The sequence below is a fragment of the Synechococcus sp. O70.1 genome, assembly GCF_047462215.1.
GTDB lineage: Bacteria > Cyanobacteriota > Cyanobacteriia > Thermostichales > Thermostichaceae > Thermostichus.
This window is the reverse complement of sequence record NZ_JANSIT010000017.1, coordinates 1-17,832: the sequence shown is the minus strand read 5'-3', so window position 1 is coordinate 17,832 and position 17,832 is coordinate 1. Positions and strand designations below refer to the sequence as shown.

Here is a 17,832-nt window from a genome sequence, read left to right as displayed (position 1 = left end):
GGCCTAGCTGACGGCTACGGCCGCAGGCGGCTCCTGGCGGGGCTGAGAGCCAATCTTGCGGAAGACGAGCCGCTCGTTGGCCACATCCACCAAAATGCGGTCGCCGGGCAGGAACTCGTTTTCCAGCAGCTTGGTGGCGATGGGGTTTTCGATCTCCCGCTGGATCACCCGCTTCAGGGGACGGGCCCCGAACACTGGGTCGTAGCCCATCTCTGCCAGGTAGTCCTTGGCTTCTTCGGTGAGCAGGATCTCGATTTGCTGATCTGCCAGCAGCTTTTCCACCCGCTGCATTTGCAGGCCGACAATCTGGCGAATTTGCTCTTTGGTGAGGGCGTGGAAGATGATGATCTCGTCCACCCGGTTGAGGAACTCCGGCCGGAAGTGCTGCCGCAACAGAGTCAGCACCTGGCTTTTCATCTCCTCGTAGCGGTTTTCGTCGCCCCCGATTTCCAGGATGAGGTCGCTGCCGATGTTGCTGGTCATGATGATGATGGTGTTTTTGAAGTCCACTGTCCGCCCTTGGGAGTCGGTGATGCGGCCATCGTCCAGCACCTGCAGCAGGATGTTGAAGACATCCGGGTGGGCTTTTTCCACCTCGTCAAACAGCACCACCGAGTAGGGGCGTCGCCGCACCGCCTCGGAGAGCTGCCCCCCTTCTTCGTAGCCCACATAGCCCGGCGGAGCACCGATGAGGCGGGAGACCGAGTGTTTCTCCATATACTCCGACATGTCGATGCGCACCATCGCCTCGGAAGTGTCGAAGAGGAACTCCGCCAAAGCACGGGCCAGCTCGGTTTTGCCGACGCCAGTGGGGCCCATGAACAGGAACGAGCCAATGGGCCGATTGGGATCCTTGAGGCCGGCCCGGGCCCGCCGGATGGCTGCCGCTACTGCCGCTACCGCCTCGTCTTGGCCCACCACCCGCTGGTGCAAATGGGCTTCCAGGCGCAGCAGCTTTTGCTTTTCCGACTCCATTAGGCTAGTGACCGGGATCCCGGTCCAGCGGGAAACAATCTCGGCAATGTCTTCGGGCGTCACCTGTTCCCGCAGCAAGGGCTCGCCGTTGGCCTGCAGCTTGGCCAGGTAGGCCTCCTGTTCTTGGATTTGGCGCTCCAGCTCCATCAGCTTGCCGTATTTGAGCTCGGCAGCCCGATTGAGGTCGTACTTCTGCTCGGCTTGCTCAATCTGCAGCTTGACAGCGTCCCGTTCGGCCTTGAGGTTTTGCAGGCGCTCGATGGCCTCTTTTTCCATTTGCCAACGGGCGCTCAGCTCCCGCTGCCGCTCCATCAAGTTGGCTAGCTCCTGCTCAATTTTGCCCAGGCGCTCCTTGGAGGCGGGGTCATCTTCTTTCTTGAGGGAGAGCTCCTCCATCTGCAGTTGCATGATGCGCCGGTCGATCTCGTCTAGCTCGACGGGCTTGGAGGTAATCTCCATCTTGAGCTTGGCCGCTGCCTCATCCACTAGGTCAATGGCCTTGTCAGGCAAAAAGCGCTCGGAAATGTAGCGGTTGGAGAGAACCGCCGCTGCCACCAGGGCCGAATCGCTGATTTTTACTCCGTGGTGCAGCTCGTAGCGCTCCTTGAGGCCGCGCAGGATGGAGATGGTGTCTTCCACGGAGGGCTGATCCACATACACCGGCTGGAAGCGGCGCTCCAGGGCAGCGTCTTTTTCAATGTACTTGCGGTACTCATCCAGGGTGGTGGCGCCAATGCAGCGCAATTCACCGCGGGCCAGCATGGGCTTGAGCAGGTTGCCAGCATCCATGGCTCCCTCGGCGGCCCCTGCCCCTACCACCGTGTGCAGCTCGTCAATGAAGAGGATGATCTGGCCCTCCGATTCGGTAACCTCCTTCAGCACGGCCTTGAGGCGATCTTCAAATTCGCCGCGGTACTTGGCCCCAGCAATCAGGGATCCCATGTCCAAGGCAATGACCCGCCGGTTTTTCAACGACTCCGGCACATCTCCCCGGTTGATGCGCTGGGCCAGGCCCTCGACAATGGCGGTTTTGCCCACGCCCGGCTCGCCGATGAGCACGGGGTTGTTTTTGGTGCGGCGGGAGAGCACCTGAATGACCCGGCGGATCTCCTCGTCCCGCCCAATGACCGGATCCAGCTTCCCTTCGCGAGCAGCCTTGGTAAGGTCGCGGCCATAGCGCTCCAGGGCTTCGTAGCGGGCCTCCGGGTTTTTGTCGGTAACCCGCTGCTTGCCTCGCACCTGCTGAATGACGGGCTTAAGGCGCTCGACCGTCAAGCCCAGGGGTGCTAGAACCCGCTTGCCCACCCGCTCGTCGTCTAGGGCTCCTAGGAGCAGGTGCTCCACCGAGATGAAATCATCGCCATACTCTTTGCGAAACTCCTCGGCCCGATCCAGGGTGGTCTCCAGGCCGCGGCCCAGGTAGAGCTGATCCACCCGCGCCAATTTTGGCTGCTGGTTGATGAAAGCCTCGACGCGATCCCGCACCCGCCTTGGCTCAATGCCAGCCCGCTGCAGAATTATTGGGGTAAGGCCGCCCTCTTGGTCCAAAAGCGAGATAAGCAGGTGCTCGGTTTCCAACTGCTGCTGTTGGTGGCGTCGGGCTACATCCTGGGATTGAACCAGGGCGCTCCAGGCTTTCTCGGTAAATTGGTTGGGATTGGTGGGCTGCATAGGAGTTCGCAAGGTGTTCTCTCAATCCAGATATCGCCCATTGGGCCAAAGTTGGAGTTCGTAACAACCGTCCCTCGGGGGAGGGATCCCCGCCTCATTCCTCCTCTTCGCAGGGCCGTCCCTCGCCAATCACCGCCAGGTCAATCTGTTGGCGGTAGTAATCCACGTTCTTGACCTGCACCTCCACCCGGTCCCCAAGGCGGAACTGGCGCCGGGTTTTTCGCCCCACCAGGGCTTGTTTGCGGTATTCGTACCAATCGTTTTTCAAGGTGCTCACCCGCACCAGCCCTTCTGCCAAAATGGGGTCTACCAGCACGAAAAAGCCGTAGCTCTGGACGCTGACGATCAGGCCGGGGAACGTCTCCCCGAGGTGTTTTTGCATAAACTCGCACCGCTTCAAGCCCATCAGCTCCCGCTCTGCCTGTTGGTGGAGCTGATACCCCGCCTGGATTTTGGGCAGTTGCGCTTGGAGAAAGGCCTGCCACTCCTCCTGCACTTTTGGCGGCAGCACCTGCCAATCAAGTTGGTCGTAGCCGCTGGGGCTGTGCAGATCCACCACGGTTTTGGAGCGAGGGCTACGCCGATTGCGCCCTTTGCTTAGAGCCAGACCCAGAGCCCGCAAGTTGAGCAAATCGGCATAGCGGCGCAAAGGGGCAGTAAAAGAGGCATAGGGCTCTTTGAGACCCAGGCCAAAATGTCCATCCTGCAGAGGCTGCAGGCAATACTCGACGGGGGGCAGAGTAGCCAACAGCTGGGCCACCAAGGCTGGGCTAGTCCCTGCGGCCAACACATCGGGGGCAGTGATGCGGGCACAGATCCGCTGCCAATCGGCCAGCGTTACCGTCTCCGGCTCCTGCAAGTTCAGATCCAGCTTCATGGCGTTGGCCAGGCGCAGGAAGTTCTGCAGGGCCTCAGCGGTGGGGGGGTTCTGCACGCGGGCCAAAGAGGGGATCCCCAGCCGGCGCAGGTGGTGGCCCAGAACTTGGTTGGCCAGCAGAAGAATTTCGGTCATCAGGGCGTGGGCGCCAAAGCGATCGCTAATCAGGAGGGGCCCGTAGCCGCTCTCGTCGGCAGAGTAGGGGGTGAGCAGGTCCAAAAGCGGCAGGTCGAACCCGCCGGCTTGGTGGCGCTTGACCCGTAGGATTTGGCTAAGACGGAGCAGGTTTTGCAGCAGGGCCATCAATTCTGGCACCTCCTCCTCGGGGCCAAGATCCGCAGCAGTGGCCAAAAGCGCCTGCACCTGGCCGTAGGAGAGGTGGGCCCGTGACCGCACCAGGCTGGGGTGGATCTCGAAGTTCCGCACCACCCCCTCGGCGTCAATGGTGATTAGCAGCGAATAGGCCAGGCGCTCCTGCTGCGGCAAGAGAGCCAGGCGGCTATGCACTTCCGGCGGGAAAAGGGGCAGCACCACGCTATCCAGGTAAACCGTGGCGGTGCGCCGCTGCGCCTCCTGCTCCAGCGGGTGATCCGGATCCAGCCAGTGGGCCACGTCGGCAATGTGCACCCCTAGCAGCCAGTGGCCCTCTTCTTGCCGCTGGAGGGAGACGGCCACATTGGGCTCGAGGCCGTGGGGGTGCTGCAAGTCCAGCGGTTCTAGGGTGATGCAAAACCAATCCCGTAGATCCAGACGGCCCTTTTGGTCAGGGCGGCTTAGCTTTTTGGGCAAGGCTGCTGCCGCTTCCAACACCGCCGGGGGAAACTCCTGGGGCAGGTCGTACTTACAGCAGACCAGATCCACGTCGATAGAAGCCTCGGGACCATGGCCCAAAATCTTGCGGATGCTGCCCACCGGCGGCAGGTTGCCAAGGGGGTAGCGCTTCACCTCTACATAGGCCAGCCGACCTTCAGCCAGCTCAGAAACAGGCGCTGGGGAGGAGGGATCCGGCTCGCTCAGGACGAGCTCAAACGGCAGCCGGTCGTCCAAGGGCACTACCCGAAAGCCTTCCTCCGTCTGCTTGAGACGGCCCACCAGCGTAGGGTTGGCCCGCTCCACTACAGCCACCACCTCTCCCTCAGGGCTGCGGCGGCGATTGCCTTCTTTGGTAATCCGGGCTATCACTTGGTCGCCATTCCAAGCGCCATTGAGGTTGCTGCCGTGGATGTACACGTCCTCCGCCCCCGGTTCATCCCGAACGGCAAAGCAAAAGCCCTTGTTGGAGCAGCGCAACCGCCCCACGACCAAGGATTCATCCGGCTTACGCCGGTAGCGAGGCGGATCCCCCGCTCGTTCAAGAAACCCCGCCCGCACTAGTCCATCGAGGGCAATGTCCAGCATTGCCACTGCTTCGGGGTCAGAAGTTGGCACAAGGGCTAGCAGCGTCTCTCTATCGCTCCATTGCTCGGCAGGTTGGGAGAGAAAATGATGAAAAATCCGAGAGAAGTCCATTGCAGGGAAGCAGAGAGGAGCAGAACCTGCAAACTCAACGCCTTGAAGCTAGTCGCGGTGGCCCGTGACGATGAACGCCACCCGCTGGCCAATGTTGGTGCTGTGGTCAGCTAGCCGCTCCAGGTAGCGAATAGCCAGCAACATCAATAGGATAGGCTCGATGGATCCCTTGACGTCAGACTGCTGCGCCAACGTATTGTAAAGGTTGGTGTAATCTTCATCAACGGCGTCGTCCTCCCGCTTGAGTTGTCGGCCCAGCTCGGCATCCAATTCCGTCAGGGCCGCAAGACTATGGCTGAGCATTTTCTGGCAGCGCCGCATCATCACGCGAATGCGCCCCAGCTGGGGCGGCGGGGGGTAGAGAGCCAGGCGCAAAGCCACCTCAGCCAAGTCTTTGGCGTAGTCGCCAATTCGCTCCAGATCCCGAACCAGCTGCATCAGGGTGCTGATCCAGCGCAGATCCCGCGCCACTGGCGAGCGCAAGGCGATGAGGTCAATACAGTCTTTCTCGATTTGACGATAGAAGCGGTCGATTTGCTTGTCTTGGTCGATGGCCTGTTCGGCGGCAGCTAGGTTCTGTTCAAAGAGAGCTTGCTGAGCCAAGACTAGCGATTTTTCCGCCAGCGCCCCCATGCGCAGCACATCCTGCTGAATCCGCTTGATCTGAAGTTGCAGCTCAGCTTGCTCCATGGCTTTCTCCCTGGGAATAGCTGCTGTCGTTTGCAGCTTCCAGAGCCTGTAAGTTTCATTTTAGATCTTGAATCATGGCAAACTTTTCTTGAGCAGTGGAAAACTGGCTCCCACTCTCCGCGCTGGAGGACAGGGATGAGCCGTCTCCCCATTGTCGTTTTGGACGATGACCCTACCGGATCCCAGACTGTCCATAGCTGCCTGCTGCTGACCCGCTGGGATCTGGAAACGCTCAAGTTGGGGTTGCAGGATAGCTCGCCAATTCGCTTTATCCTCACCAACACGCGATCCCTGCCAGCGGCGGAGGCTGCCGAGGTGACGCGGTCGGTCTGCCGGGCCCTGAAACAGGCCATGGGGGAGCTGGGGTGGGAGCGGGCCCTTTTTATCAGCCGCTCCGACTCGACGCTGCGCGGGCACTATCCCTTGGAGACGGATGTGATGGCGGCGGAGCTGGGGCCTTTTGATGCCCACTTCCTGGTGCCAGCCTTTTTTGAAGGAGGGCGCATCACCCGCAACAGTGTCCATTATCTACGGGTGGAGGGCCGCTGGGTGCCAGTCCATGAGACGGAGTTTGCCCGCGATGCGGTGTTTGGCTACCACCACAGCTATTTGCCCGAGTATGTGCAGGAAAAGACCCAGGGGCGGATCCGGGCCGAGCAGGTGGTGCGATTGACTCTAGAGCAGATTCGCGCTGGCTGTCTGGAGCAGCTTTTAGGCCTAGGGGGGAATGTCTGCTGTGTGGTGGATGGAGAAACCCAGGCAGATCTGGATCGTTTTGCCCAGGATGTCTGGGCAGCTCTGGAGCAGGGGAAGCGCTTTTTGTTTCGCAGCGCCGCCAGCCTCTTGACGGCTTTGGCCCAGTTGCCGCCGCAGCCAGTTCCGCCAGAGGAGATGGGGCAGTTTGTCCGCTCTGACCGGCCAGGGGTGGTGATCGTGGGATCCCATGTCCAAAAGACCAGCCAGCAGTTGGCCCGCCTGCTCCAGGAGCCAGGGATCCAGGGCATCGAGGTGGAGGTAAGGCGGCTCTTGGAGGCGGGGAAGGAAGCCGAGCTGCTGCCGGCAATCTTGGAGCAAGTCCACCGCGCCTACGGGCAGGGCCTGACGCCGGTGGTCTACACCAGCCGGGAAGAAGTGGGGTTTGACGGCGCCAACCCGGAGGCACGCCTGGCCTTTGGGCAGAGAGTTTCCCGCCTGTTGATGGCCATTGTGCAGGGGCTGCCGGAAGGGATCGGCTATCTCGTTAGCAAGGGCGGCATTACCTCCAACAACATCCTCAGCGTTGGCCTCAACCTGCCAGCGGTGCGGCTGCTGGGGCAGATCTACCCAGGGATCTCCATGGTGCTCACGCCAGCGGATCATCCCCGCTTTCCCAGCTTGCCGGTGGTGCTGTTTCCGGGCAACGTGGGCGAGGCGGATACGCTGGCTTTGATCTACCGTCGCCTCCGCAGCCGCGGCTTGGTCTAGCCTAGTCCTTCCCGCCATGGCTGAACTCGTCTCCCCACCTGAAACTCTGCCTGCCTTGGAGGGCTGGTGGGGATCCCTGCGGCAGAAACCAACGGTGCTGCCCCCGGCGGTGGTTCACTGCTGTTCTGAGAGCCTGGGCAGCCCCGATGCCGATGTGGTGATTGCCGGCGGCACCCTGGGGCTTCTCTTGGGATCGGCCTTGGCCAAGCGGGGCTGGCGGGTGATCCTAATCGAGCGCGGCATCCTGCGGGGGCGGGAGCAGGAGTGGAACACCTCCCGGCGGGAGCTACAAGTGCTGTTGGAGCTGGAGCTGCTCACCCCGACCGAATGGGAGGCGGTGCAGGTGACCCACTACCCCCGAGGGCGCATTGGCTTTGGGGAGGGCCCCACCTGGTGGGTGGAAGGGGTGCTCAATGTGGGCGTGGATCCGGTCAGCTTGCTGGAGTTCCTCAAGCAGCACTTCCTAGACTGGGGAGGGCAGTTGCAGGAGCAAACTGGCTTTCTTGGCGCCACCATCCACCCCGACGGGATCCGCATCCAGACCACCACCGGCCAGCTCAGCGCCCAGCTCCTGGTGGATGCCATGGGGCACCGCTCCCCCATCGTGGCCCAGGCCCGCCAAGGGCAGCCGCCGGACAGCGTCTGTCTGGTGGTGGGATCCTGTGCCCAGGGGCTGCCGGAGCAACCCACGGGGGATCTGTTCTACAGCTTTACCCCAGCCCAGAACGGCTACCAGCCCTTCTGGGAGGCCTTCCCCGCCCGCGAGGGCCGCACCACCTATCTGTTTACCTACTGCGACCGGGATCCCCGCCGACCGAGTCTAGAGAGGCTCTGGGAAGACTACTGCCGGCTACTGCCTGCCTACCAGGGGGTTGAGCTGGAGCAAATCCGCTGGGTGCGCAAGCTGTGTGGCGTTTTCCCCGCCTACCGGCGCAGCCCGCTGCAACTGCCCTGGGATCGCCTTCTGGCAGTAGGAGACAGTAGCGGCAGCCAGTCGCCTTTGAGCTTTGGCGGCTTTGGGGCAATGTTGCGCCATCTGGATCGTCTGCAACAGGGAATCCACGAGGCTCTAGCCCAGCGGCAGTTGGATCGGCCGGCCTTGGCCCTGCTGCAGCCCTACCAGCCCAATTTGGCGGTAACCTGGCTGTTTCAAAAAGCAATGATCCCTCCTTTGGGAGAGGAAAACTGGGATCCCCATAGCATTAACCGCCTGTTGAGCAGAGTCTTTGAAGCCATGGTTGCCGCCGGCCCCCAGGTGGTGCAGCCCTTTTTGCAGGATGTGGTGCAGCTTGGCGGCTTGGCCCAGGCCCTGTGGGGGGTGATGAGCCGAGATCCGGCACTGGTGGCCGCGCTCCTGCCTCGGCTGGGGCTGCCGGAGCTGCTGGACTGGGCGGGGCACTTTGCCGCCCTTGGCCTCTACGAGCTCTTGCAAAGGCTAGCCGACCGCCTGGAAGTGGATCCAAAGGACTACTTCTGGAAACGGCGGCGAGAGGCCTGGCGCTACGGCTGCGGTCGGGATTACCTCTTCTAGCTAGGTTTCTGGCTGTACACCACCACCCCATAGGGTGGCACTTCAACGGGATCCCCTTGGCTTTTTGCCGGCAGGGAGGATCCAGGGCCCAGCCACTGCGCCTCGTGGCTGTCCAAAAGCTTCTCCCAACTGCCGCCCCGCCAATCGGTGTAGGTGGCCGGCTGATCGGGGCTGAAATTGAAAAGGGCAAGCAAAGACTGGGATCCCTGGCGGCGGTGCAGGGCCAGGCCAGAGCCGGAAAACAGCTCCACTTCCACCCCCTCCCGCTCTAGGTGCTGGAGGGCCGGTTGGGTTTTGCGCAGCCGGATCAGGGTCTGGTACCACTTCCAGAGAACCTGGTGGTGACCGGCCTCCTTCAACTCCCAGTTCAGCTTGGAGCGCAAGAAGGTCTCCTCTGCCTGGGGATCCGGGGGCTCGCCCTGCCAGGCAAAGGCGCTGAACTCGCGGCGGCGTCCCTGGCGCACCGCTTTCACCAGGTTGGGATCCCCGTGGCTGATGAAGTAGAGAAAGGGGGCCACCTCCCCATACTCTTCCCCCATAAACAGCAGCGGCAACATGGGAGCTAGCAGCAGGGCAGCGGCGGCCAACTTCAGGCCCGCAAAGGAGGTGAGCTGGCTGAGGCGCTCCCCCAACATGCGGTTGCCCACCTGGTCGTGGTTTTGAATGCAGATGACAAACTGGGATCCCGGCCTGCTGACGGCGGAATTGCCGTGGCGCCTGGCACGGTAGCGGGAGTACTGGCCGGAGTAGACGTAGCTCTCCCGGTAGGCCTTGGCCAGGTGCTCCAATTGGCCGAAGTCTTGGTAGTAGCCTGTCTTTTCCCCAGTAAGCAGGGTGTGAACCGAGTGATGAAAGTCGTCGCACCACTGGGCGTCTAGCCCGTAGCCCCCTTGCTTGCGGGGGGTGATGAGGCGGACGTCGTTGAGGTCGCTTTCAGCTACAAGCACCCTGGGCCAGCCCGTGCGCGCTTCTAGGGCATCCACCCGCTCCGCCAATTCCTGCAAAAAAGGGTAGGCGCTGAAGTCGTAGATGGCATGCACCGCGTCCAGCCGCAGGCCATCTAGGTGAAACTCCTCCAGCCAGTACTCGGCGTTTTGCAGGAAAAACTCCCGCACCCCGTCCGAATAGGGGCCGTCGAAGTTCATGGCCTTCCCCCACGGCGTACGGTACTTGTCGGCAAAGTAGGGGCCGAAATCCCCCAGGTAGTTCCCCTCCGGACCCAGGTGGTTGTAGACCACATCCAAGACGACAGCCAGGCCCTGCTGATGGCAGGCGTTCACCAACGCTTTCAGGCCCGCTGCTCCCCCATAGCTAGTCTGCACGGCATAGGGATAGACGCCGTCATAGCCCCAGTTGCGCTCCCCTGGAAACTGGGCTACCGGCATCAGCTCCAATACGTTGACCCCCAGCTCCACAAGTTGCGGCAGGCGAGGAATGATGGCGGCAAAAGTGCCCTCCGGGGTAAAGGTGCCCACGTGCAGCTCGTAGAGGATCCACTGGGAGAGAGGGATCCCCTTCCACCCCTGATCCTGCCAGTCAAAGTGGGGATCCACCACCCGCGAGGGACCATGGACGCCGTAGGGCTGGCAGCGGGAAGCGGGATCTGGCCGCTCCACCACCCCCACTGCGGTGTGCAGGCGGTAGAGGTAGTCCACCGGCCCAGGCGGGATCCCCTCCACCTCCCCCTGCCAGTAGCCTTGCTCATCCTGGGTCAGAGGGATGAGCCGTCGGACGGGGCTAGTCAGCTTTAGCTCGACTCGTTCAACCAAAGGCGCCCACACCGAGAAGCGATAGCGGCCCTCGCCCAAGGGATAGGCGCCAATTCGTCCAACCGGGGAACGCGGAAGCACAAAACCTGTCTGCACAACTCGGCTTCTACTATAGCGAGGCTTGCCCCCCGGCGGTTTTAGGCTTCTGCCATAGTGGAATTGGCCTCTTGCTCTCCGTCTCTATGCTCAACTACCCTCCTAGCCATCCGGATCCCACCGTTGTCGACATCTACCATGGCCAGCCAGTGCCGGATCCCTATCGCTGGCTGGAGGATCTAGACTCTGAGCGGACGCGGGCCTGGGTCGAGGCGCAAAACCGGCTCACCTTTGACTACTTGCAGCGGATCCCGGCGCGGCAGCGACTCCTGGAGCGCTTGAGGCAACTTTGGAACTACGAAAAATACAGCCAGCCCTTCAAAGAAGGGGGCCGCTACTTCTACTTCAAAAACGACGGCCTGCAAAACCAGAGCGTTCTCTATACCCAAGAGAGCCTGGAGGCCGAGGCCCGGGTTTTGCTAGATCCCAACACCCTTTCCGAAGATGGCACCGTGGCCCTTTCGGGCATTGCCATCAGCCGCGATGGGCGCTACTTGGCCTATGGCCTCTCCCGCTCCGGCTCCGACTGGCAAGAGTGGAAGGTGCGCGATATTGCAACGGGAGAAGACCTGCCGGATCACTTGCGCTGGATTAAGTTCTCTGGGGCCAGCTGGACGCCGGACGGACAGGGGTTTTTCTACAGCCGCTACGACGAGCCGCCCCCTGGCAGGGAATACGAAAGCGCCAACTACTTCCAAAAGCTCTACTACCACCGCCTGGGCACTCCCCAGTCGGAAGACCTCCTAGTCTACCACCGCCCTGACCAAAAAGAGTGGGGCTTTGCCGGCGGGGTTACCGAAGATGGCAACTACCTCATCATCTCCGTCTGGCGGGGCACGGATCCCAAAAACCTCCTCTTCTACAAAGACCTGCGGGATCCCAACCTGCCGGTGGTGGAGCTTATCCGCGAGTTCGAGGCCGACTACAGCTTTGTCGGCAACGACGGCTCCCGCTTTTGGCTGCTCACCGACCTCGACGCCCCCCGGCGGCGACTGGTGGCTATTGACCTCGACAACCCAGGGCAGGTGCAAGAGGTGATCCCTGAAGCCGAGGAGACCCTGCAAGGGGTTAGCCTCATCAACAACCAGTTTGTTGCCTTCTACCTCAAAGACGCCCACACCCAGATCAAGACCTTTGCTCTAGACGGCACCTACCTGGGGGAAATTCCCTTGCCAGGGCTGGGATCCGCCAGCGGCTTTGGCGGCAAACGCTATGACACCGAAACCTTCTATACCTTCACCAGCTTCACCACCCCGCCCACCATCTACCGCTACGACTTCACCACTGGCAGGAGCACCCTATTCCGTCAGCCGCAGGTGGACTTCGATCCCCAAGCCTATGAGGTGCAGCAGGTGTTCTACCCTAGCAAAGACGGCACCCGCATCCCCATGTTCCTCGTCCACCGCCGTGGCCTGGCTCGGACAGGGGATCACCCGACCCTGCTGTACGGCTACGGCGGCTTTGGCATCTCCCTGACTCCCAGCTTTTCGGTGGGCCTGGTGGCCTGGCTGGAGATGGGAGGGGTTTACGCCCAGCCCAACTTGCGCGGCGGCGGCGAATACGGGGAAGCCTGGCACCAGGCGGGCACCAAGCTCAACAAGCAAAAGGTGTTCGACGACTTCATCGCCGCGGCTGAGTGGCTAGTGGCCAATGGCTACACCAACCCCTCCAAATTGGCCATCTCTGGTGGCAGCAACGGCGGCCTCTTGGTAGGGGCTTGCCTGACCCAAAGGCCGGATCTCTTTGCGGCAGCCCTGCCCGCCGTGGGGGTGTTCGACATGCTGCGCTTTCACAAGTTCACCATCGGCTGGGCCTGGATCTCGGAGTATGGATCCCCGGAGGACCCAGAGGAGTTCAAGGCCCTCTACGCCTATTCCCCCCTGCACAACCTCAAGCCCGGCACTGCCTATCCCGCCACCCTAATTACCACTGCGGATCACGACGACCGCGTGGTGCCGGCCCACAGCTTTAAGTTTGCCGCTGCCCTGCAAGCAGCCCAGGGGGGATCCCAGCCCATCCTCATTCGCATCGACACCAAAGCCGGCCACGGAGCCGGCAAGCCCACCACCAAGCTTATCGAAGAGACCGCCGACCGCTGGGCCTTTTTGGTGGAGGTGCTGGGGATCCAAACAGACTAGCGACTCCGTGCCGGCAAGGCCCGAGGGCCCAGGCCCACCCGACCAGCATAGACGGCTGCTTCCCCCAGCTCGTCTTCGATGCGCAGCAGTTGGTTGTACTTGGCAATGCGCTCGCTGCGACAAAGGGATCCAGTTTTGATCTGGCCGGCGCGGGTGGCCACCGCCAGGTCGGCAATGGTGGTGTCTTCCGTCTCGCCGGAGCGGTGGCTGATGATGGTGCGAAAGCCCGCCTGAGCGGCCAGTTGAAGGGTCGAGACCGTTTCTGTCAGCGTGCCAATCTGGTTGAGCTTGATCAAAATGGCGTTGGCCACACCGCTGTCGATGCCTTTCTGCAGCCGAGCTGGGTTGGTAACAAACAGGTCGTCCCCTACCAGTTGCACGCGAGATCCCAGTTGAGCAGTCATGGCCTGCCAGCCAGCCCAATCTTCTTCGGCCAGACCATCTTCAATGGAAAGGATGGGATAGTTGGCTAGCAGTTGCTCGTAGTAATTGACCATCTGCTCGGCGCTGCGGGCTTTGCCCTCAAAGTGGTACTGCCCATCCTCCAGCAGTTCATTGGCCGCTACATCCAGGGCCAAGGCGACCTCTTCCCCTGGCTTGTAGCCCGCTCGTTCAATAGCGGTTATCAACAGATCCAAAGCGGCAGCGTTGGAGTCGAGGTTGGGGGCAAATCCCCCCTCATCTCCTACCCCCGTGGACAGCCCCTTCTGTTGCAGCACTTGCTTTAGCGCCGCAAACACCTCCGCCCCATAGCGCAGCGCCTCGCGAAAGCTGGGTGCCCCAATGGGCACGAGCATGAACTCTTGAATATCGAGGTTGTTGTCGGCGTGGGCGCCGCCGTTGAGCACATTCATGAGCGGCACTGGCAGCAGGTTGGCAAAGGGTCCGCCCAGGTACCTGTACAAAGGCAGGCCCACCGCATTGGCAGCCGCCTTAGCCGTGGCCAAAGAGACCGCCAAGATGGCGTTGGCTCCCAGTTGCGACTTGTTGGGGGTGCCATCCAGATCGATCATCAACTGGTCGATGCGGGCTTGGTTGAGGGCATCTTCTCCCCGCAGCTCCGACTGGATGGGGCCAAGAATGTTTTCCACCGCCCTCAACACGCCCTTGCCGCTGTAGCGCCTGGGATCCCCATCCCGCAGCTCGTGAGCCTCAAAAGTGCCAGTCGAAGCGCCACTGGGCACCTGGGCCAAGCCGGTTGCTCCATTGGCCAGGCCCACCAGAGCTTCTAAGGTCGGTTGTCCCCGCGAGTCGAGGATCTCATGGGCGGTAATCCACTCGATGGCCGTTTCCACAGTTGCACCTCAGCAATTGGCTAGACAGTTCTGGCCAAAGCCCAATTGCCAATAGACTAGTGGATTTTCGCCCCTAGATCCCTTTGCTTCCGGAAAACTTTAACGGCTTGCCCCTGTTTCAAGAGAAGCGGAAGTAGAATAGGCAGAGTAGTCCGGGTGGGGTGGAGGGGGAATCTGCGACTATGTTCGAAAGACTGCTCTTTCCCATCGACAACTCGCGGGAAACCAGCCATGCCCTGCCGCTGGTGGCGGACATAGCGCAGCGTTACAAGAGTCAGGTATATCTGCTCTCCGTCCTAGACAGTACAGAGCTAGACCCAGAGCAGGTGGAGCAAGCCCGCCAAACTATCCACAACCTGCTCAAACACGCTGAGGCTGGCCTGCAGCAGATTGGGATCCAAAACGTCAAGAGCGAGTATCGCGAGGGAAAAGTTCCCTTCGTCATCTGCGACGTGGCCGACGAGCTGGAGATTAGCCTAATCGTGATGGGATCCCGCGGCATCAGCCTAGCCGAAGGCCGGAAAAACGAATCCGTCAGCCACCGGGTCATCGACCTCTCCCCTTGCCCAGTGCTGGTAGTACCCTGAAGAGCAGGCCTTCTCTTTCCGGGGAGTGTGTTGAAGTTGTCTCAAAATGTTGCCTTGTGTAACAGCAAGGCCGTTTTTGTTCGTGTTGAACAGGAGTCTGCTGTACAACGAAGAGCGAGGTAGCCCGGATTACTGGTTACACCCCTGGGAATCGGTATGGAAAATCAAAGTCGTGGTTACAACAAGGCCTCGCAGAGAACCTTCGAGGTGATGCGGCATTTTGCAGAAACCTACGCCAAACGCACCGGCACTTTTTTCTGCTCCGACCCCGCAATTACGACAGCGGTGATTGAGGGTCTAGCTCTGCACAAAGAGCAACTGGGCGCCCCGCTCTGTCCTTGCCGCTTCTACGAAGACAAAGAGGCGGAGGTGAAAGCTGGCTATTGGAACTGTCCCTGCGTACCCATGCGGGAGCGAAAAGAATGCCACTGTCTGCTCTTCTTAACTCCGGACAACCCCCTTGCCGGCACCAGGCAAACGCTAGAGGAGGTACACCTGGAATACCAAGCTAGCCCGTAGGGTCTCCCCGCCAGGAGACGGAGGCAAACCAGGGTCACGAAGCTGGGTATAATTGAAGGGCAGTTGGAAATGGCTATTTGCCTGAGGAGGAAACCTTTCTATGACTCCCTCATTGGCTAGCTTCCTCTGGAGCCTGGTGTACGGCGCTGTAGTGCTGGGTCTCCTCTTTGGCGCCATCGTGATTGTTAGCTATAGAGACAGGGTGCGTCGCCGCTAAAGCCTTGGCAAAGGGCTTGACCGCGGGCAAACCTTTGAGCAGCGGCGGCAGAGGTTAGGCCTTGAGCTTTGCAAGAAATCAGCTTTCCCAAAGTCTATTGCCAGCCTCTGGATGCCCTCTTCACTACTGGCAGCAGAAGAACCGTTACTACTACGAGGATCTGGAGCGGCTGCTCCGCTTCTTTCTGCCTCCAGGTCTGCGCATTCTGGAGATTGGCTGCGGTACAGGGGCTCTGCTCAACGCTTTGCGGCCCAGTGTTGGAGTGGGGATCGACCAAGATGCCGAGGTCATTGCCCAGGCCCAGCAGCAATTTCCCCACCTCCACTTTCGCCTACAGGATCTCCAGAGGTTGGACAAGCGGGATCCGGTCTTGGCCCAGCCTTTTGACGCCATTTTGCTCGTCAATACTCTCAGCTACCTGAGGGATATTCAGCAGGTTCTTGAGCAGTTGCGCTGTTTCTGCACCCGCCGCACTCGCCTTATTCTTTCCCATCACAACCCCCTTTGGGAGCCGCTTCTGAACTTGGCAACCCTTCTAAGGCAGCGCAGGCCCCTGCCAGCAGCCAACTGGCTCTCGGCAGCTGATGTGGCCAATTTGCTCCATCTGGCGGGGTATGAGGTTATCCAGCAGGGCAAGCGGTTGTTGTTGCCGCGGCGAATTCCCCTGCTCTCAACCCTGGTGAACCGCGTGATTGCCCCCTTGCCAGGGATCAACGCCCTCTGCCTGACGGAATACACGATTGCCCGCCTCCAACCGGATCCCAACTGGGATCCCCCCCCTGAGAAACAGCCCTCTTGCACCGTGATCATTCCAGCTCGCAACGAAGCTGGCAACATTCGCCGCTGCGTGGAGCAGCTGCCCGAGATGGGATCCCGCACCGAGATCCTTTTCGTAGAGGGGCATTCCAGCGACGACACTTGGGCTGAGATCCAGCGGGTTCAGGCCGAATACCAAGGGATCCGTCCCATCCAGGCTCTCCGGCAAGAGGGCAAGGGCAAAGGGGATGCGGTGCGCCAGGGGTTTGCCGCAGCCAGGGGCGACGTGGTGATCATTCTCGACGCCGACCTAACTGTTCAGGCGGAAGACCTCCCCAAGTTCTTCCGGGCGGTGGCTTCCGGGCGCTGTGATTTTGCCAACGGTTGCCGACTCATTTATCCGCTGAAACCGGAGGCGATGCCGCGCCTGAACCAGTGGGCCAACCGCTTTTTTGCTGCTCTTCTTTCCTACATCCTTGGCATTCGCGTCAAAGATACCCTCTGCGGCACCAAGGCCCTCTGGCGGGAGGACTACTGGCAAATTGCCAAGCTGCGGCAAGAATGGGGGAATTTTGATCCCTTTGGCGATTTCGACCTGTTGCTAGGGGCGGCCAAGCGCACCCTCAAGATCCTCGACATTCCAGTGCGCTATTTCCCCAGAACCTATGGCCGCTCCAATATCCACCATCTGCGCGACGGCTTGCGGCTGCTGCAGATCTGTGGCTTTGCCCTCAAGCACTTCAAGGGATCCTAAACCCTAACTCCTGCAGGGCAGTTCCCTGCCTGGCCTCTTGGGAGTTGTTACAATAGCTAGCCATTGAAAAATCAGGCCTGAGAAAAACCGCCCTATGGGGAAATCCGTACTGAGCAGGCTTGGCCAGTGGATCTCAAGTACTCCCCTCCGCTCCCTTGATCGGGCCTATCAAGCTGCCCTTCGCATCAAAGCCATTGAAGACCGCTACTTCCAGGGAGGAGTCATCGGCAGCAACGGAAGCCACGGCCAAAACACCAGCCACTACTTTCAGATCCAACTGCGCCAGCACCTGCGGCAGATTAGCCTTAGTCTAGCAGAATTTAGAGCCAGCAGTCTCTTTTCCCGCCCGCCCGATCCTGAGCTAGATGGCAGCGGCCCTCGCGTTGCTGCAGAAGTCAACGACGCCGAGGATCTCAGTGCCAAGAGCAGCCCCTCCACAACCAAGGGCAAGGGGGCTGAGAGGGATCCCTCCATTTTGGAGAAGCTAGAGTTCATCGATCAGGTTATCTCCCGCTACAAGCGCCCTGCCCCTCCACTCAAGGTCAGCGCCACGCGGCTCCAGCCTCAAGAGCAAGACGAGTCAACTCAGGCAGAGCCTGCTGCTCAACCCATCAAGGCTGATAAGACCCCTCTTGAGGATGGCAGTGCCCCCGTTGCTTCTAAAACAGCCGTCCTGCCTCGCTCCCTTTTGCGCACAGCTAGGCAGATTCGCCGAGAGTTAAGTTCACAGGCAGAAGAAGAGTTGCTCCAGGAGTACCGCAGCCAACGCACGCGCACACTGGTGGCAGTTCGGTTTTTGTTGCTGCTGACCATTTTGCCGCTAATTGTCCAGATTTTCTCGAAGCACTTTCTGTTTGGGCCGTTGGTGGATCGGCTGCAGCCTCAGGAGCCTACCCTTGTGGCTTTAAGCCACGAACTTCAAGAAAGAGCTGTTGCGGAATTTGAGCTTTTCAAGGAAAAAATGGAGTTTGAGCGGGCTTTACG

At 60.6% G+C, this 17,832-nt stretch carries 12 protein-coding genes and 1 pseudogene; 8 read left to right on the top strand and 5 right to left on the bottom strand.

Translation table 11 applies throughout. The annotated features are described in order from the left end of the window. Positions 1-3: 3 nt before the first annotated feature. From clpB to phoU, 3 genes are all read right to left on the bottom strand, one after another. The gene (gene clpB, locus NW833_RS09545; RefSeq protein WP_414412339.1) at positions 4-2,646 is read right to left on the bottom strand and encodes an ATP-dependent chaperone ClpB; all 2,643 of its coding nucleotides are present in this window, start codon (positions 2,644-2,646) and stop codon (positions 4-6) included. A 94-nt stretch (positions 2,647-2,740) separates the two neighbouring features. Further along, on the bottom strand, positions 2,741-4,951 hold the full coding sequence (locus tag NW833_RS09540) for a ribonuclease R family protein (protein ID WP_414412320.1): 2,211 nt from the start codon (positions 4,949-4,951) through the stop codon (positions 2,741-2,743). A 129-nt stretch (positions 4,952-5,080) separates the two neighbouring features. After that, positions 5,081-5,722 carry a phosphate signaling complex protein PhoU gene (phoU, locus tag NW833_RS09535; protein WP_414394749.1) on the bottom strand — a complete coding sequence of 214 codons (642 nt, stop codon included), beginning with the start codon at positions 5,720-5,722 and terminating at the stop codon, positions 5,081-5,083. A 135-nt stretch (positions 5,723-5,857) separates the two neighbouring features. Here phoU and NW833_RS09530 point away from each other — a divergent pair, with 135 nt between their 5' ends. Together NW833_RS09530 and NW833_RS09525 are read left to right on the top strand one after the other, a co-directional pair. Further along, complete coding sequence (locus tag NW833_RS09530; protein WP_414412319.1) at positions 5,858-7,186, top strand: four-carbon acid sugar kinase family protein; 1,329 nt, start codon at positions 5,858-5,860, stop codon at positions 7,184-7,186. Positions 7,187-7,202: 16 nt separating this feature from the next. Next, positions 7,203-8,717, top strand: a complete 1,515-nt coding sequence (locus NW833_RS09525; protein WP_414412318.1) for an FAD-binding oxidoreductase — start codon at positions 7,203-7,205, stop codon at positions 8,715-8,717. On the opposite strand, the gene treZ is transcribed toward NW833_RS09525, so the two are convergent. After that, a complete protein-coding gene (gene treZ, locus NW833_RS09520; protein ID WP_414412317.1) occupies positions 8,714-10,567 on the bottom strand; it encodes a malto-oligosyltrehalose trehalohydrolase in 1,854 nt (617 codons plus the stop codon). The genes NW833_RS09525 and treZ overlap by 4 nt on opposite strands. 101 nt (positions 10,568-10,668) lie before the next feature. Here treZ and NW833_RS09515 point away from each other — a divergent pair, with 101 nt between their 5' ends. Then, positions 10,669-12,720 (top strand): prolyl oligopeptidase family serine peptidase, encoded by a 2,052-nt coding sequence (locus NW833_RS09515; RefSeq protein WP_414412316.1) that lies wholly within the window; start codon positions 10,669-10,671, stop codon positions 12,718-12,720. Here NW833_RS09515 and eno read toward each other — a convergent pair. Next, positions 12,717-14,015, bottom strand: coding sequence for a phosphopyruvate hydratase (eno, locus tag NW833_RS09510; protein ID WP_414394758.1), 1,299 nt, complete (start codon positions 14,013-14,015; stop codon positions 12,717-12,719). The two genes, NW833_RS09515 and eno, sit on opposite strands and share 4 nt — an antisense overlap. A gap of 182 nt (positions 14,016-14,197) precedes the next feature. Here eno and NW833_RS09505 point away from each other — a divergent pair, with 182 nt between their 5' ends. The 5 genes and pseudogenes from NW833_RS09505 to NW833_RS09485 all read left to right on the top strand — a co-directional run. Further along, entirely contained in the window at positions 14,198-14,602 is a 405-nt protein-coding gene (locus NW833_RS09505; protein WP_414394759.1) for a universal stress protein, read from the top strand. A 156-nt stretch (positions 14,603-14,758) separates the two neighbouring features. Beyond that, positions 14,759-15,121 (top strand): ferredoxin-thioredoxin reductase catalytic domain-containing protein, encoded by a 363-nt coding sequence (locus NW833_RS09500; protein ID WP_414394761.1) that lies wholly within the window; start codon positions 14,759-14,761, stop codon positions 15,119-15,121. Between the two features lie 100 nt (positions 15,122-15,221). After that, on the top strand, positions 15,222-15,338 hold the full coding sequence (locus tag NW833_RS09495) for a photosystem II reaction center X protein (protein WP_414361544.1): 117 nt from the start codon (positions 15,222-15,224) through the stop codon (positions 15,336-15,338). A gap of 61 nt (positions 15,339-15,399) precedes the next feature. Then, positions 15,400-16,848, top strand: a complete 1,449-nt coding sequence (locus tag NW833_RS09490; RefSeq protein WP_414412315.1) for a glycosyltransferase — start codon at positions 15,400-15,402, stop codon at positions 16,846-16,848. A gap of 94 nt (positions 16,849-16,942) precedes the next feature. Beyond that, positions 16,943-17,832: pseudogene (locus tag NW833_RS09485) on the top strand (proton extrusion protein PcxA); the annotation flags it as partial.

Excerpts from the sequence above, each read along its gene's own strand:
- clpB (WP_414412339.1), bottom strand. The coding sequence starts at position 2,646 with ATGCAGCCCACCAATCCCAACCAATTTACCGAGAAAGCCTGGAGCGCC.
- phoU (WP_414394749.1), bottom strand. The coding sequence starts at position 5,722 with ATGGAGCAAGCTGAGCTGCAACTTCAGATCAAGCGGATTCAGCAGGAT.
- NW833_RS09530 (WP_414412319.1), top strand. The coding sequence starts at position 5,858 with ATGAGCCGTCTCCCCATTGTCGTTTTGGACGATGACCCTACCGGATCC.
- NW833_RS09525 (WP_414412318.1), top strand. The coding sequence starts at position 7,203 with ATGGCTGAACTCGTCTCCCCACCTGAAACTCTGCCTGCCTTGGAGGGC.
- NW833_RS09515 (WP_414412316.1), top strand. The coding sequence starts at position 10,669 with ATGCTCAACTACCCTCCTAGCCATCCGGATCCCACCGTTGTCGACATC.
- NW833_RS09505 (WP_414394759.1), top strand. The coding sequence starts at position 14,198 with ATGTTCGAAAGACTGCTCTTTCCCATCGACAACTCGCGGGAAACCAGC.
- NW833_RS09500 (WP_414394761.1), top strand. The coding sequence starts at position 14,759 with ATGGAAAATCAAAGTCGTGGTTACAACAAGGCCTCGCAGAGAACCTTC.
- NW833_RS09495 (WP_414361544.1), top strand. The coding sequence starts at position 15,222 with ATGACTCCCTCATTGGCTAGCTTCCTCTGGAGCCTGGTGTACGGCGCT.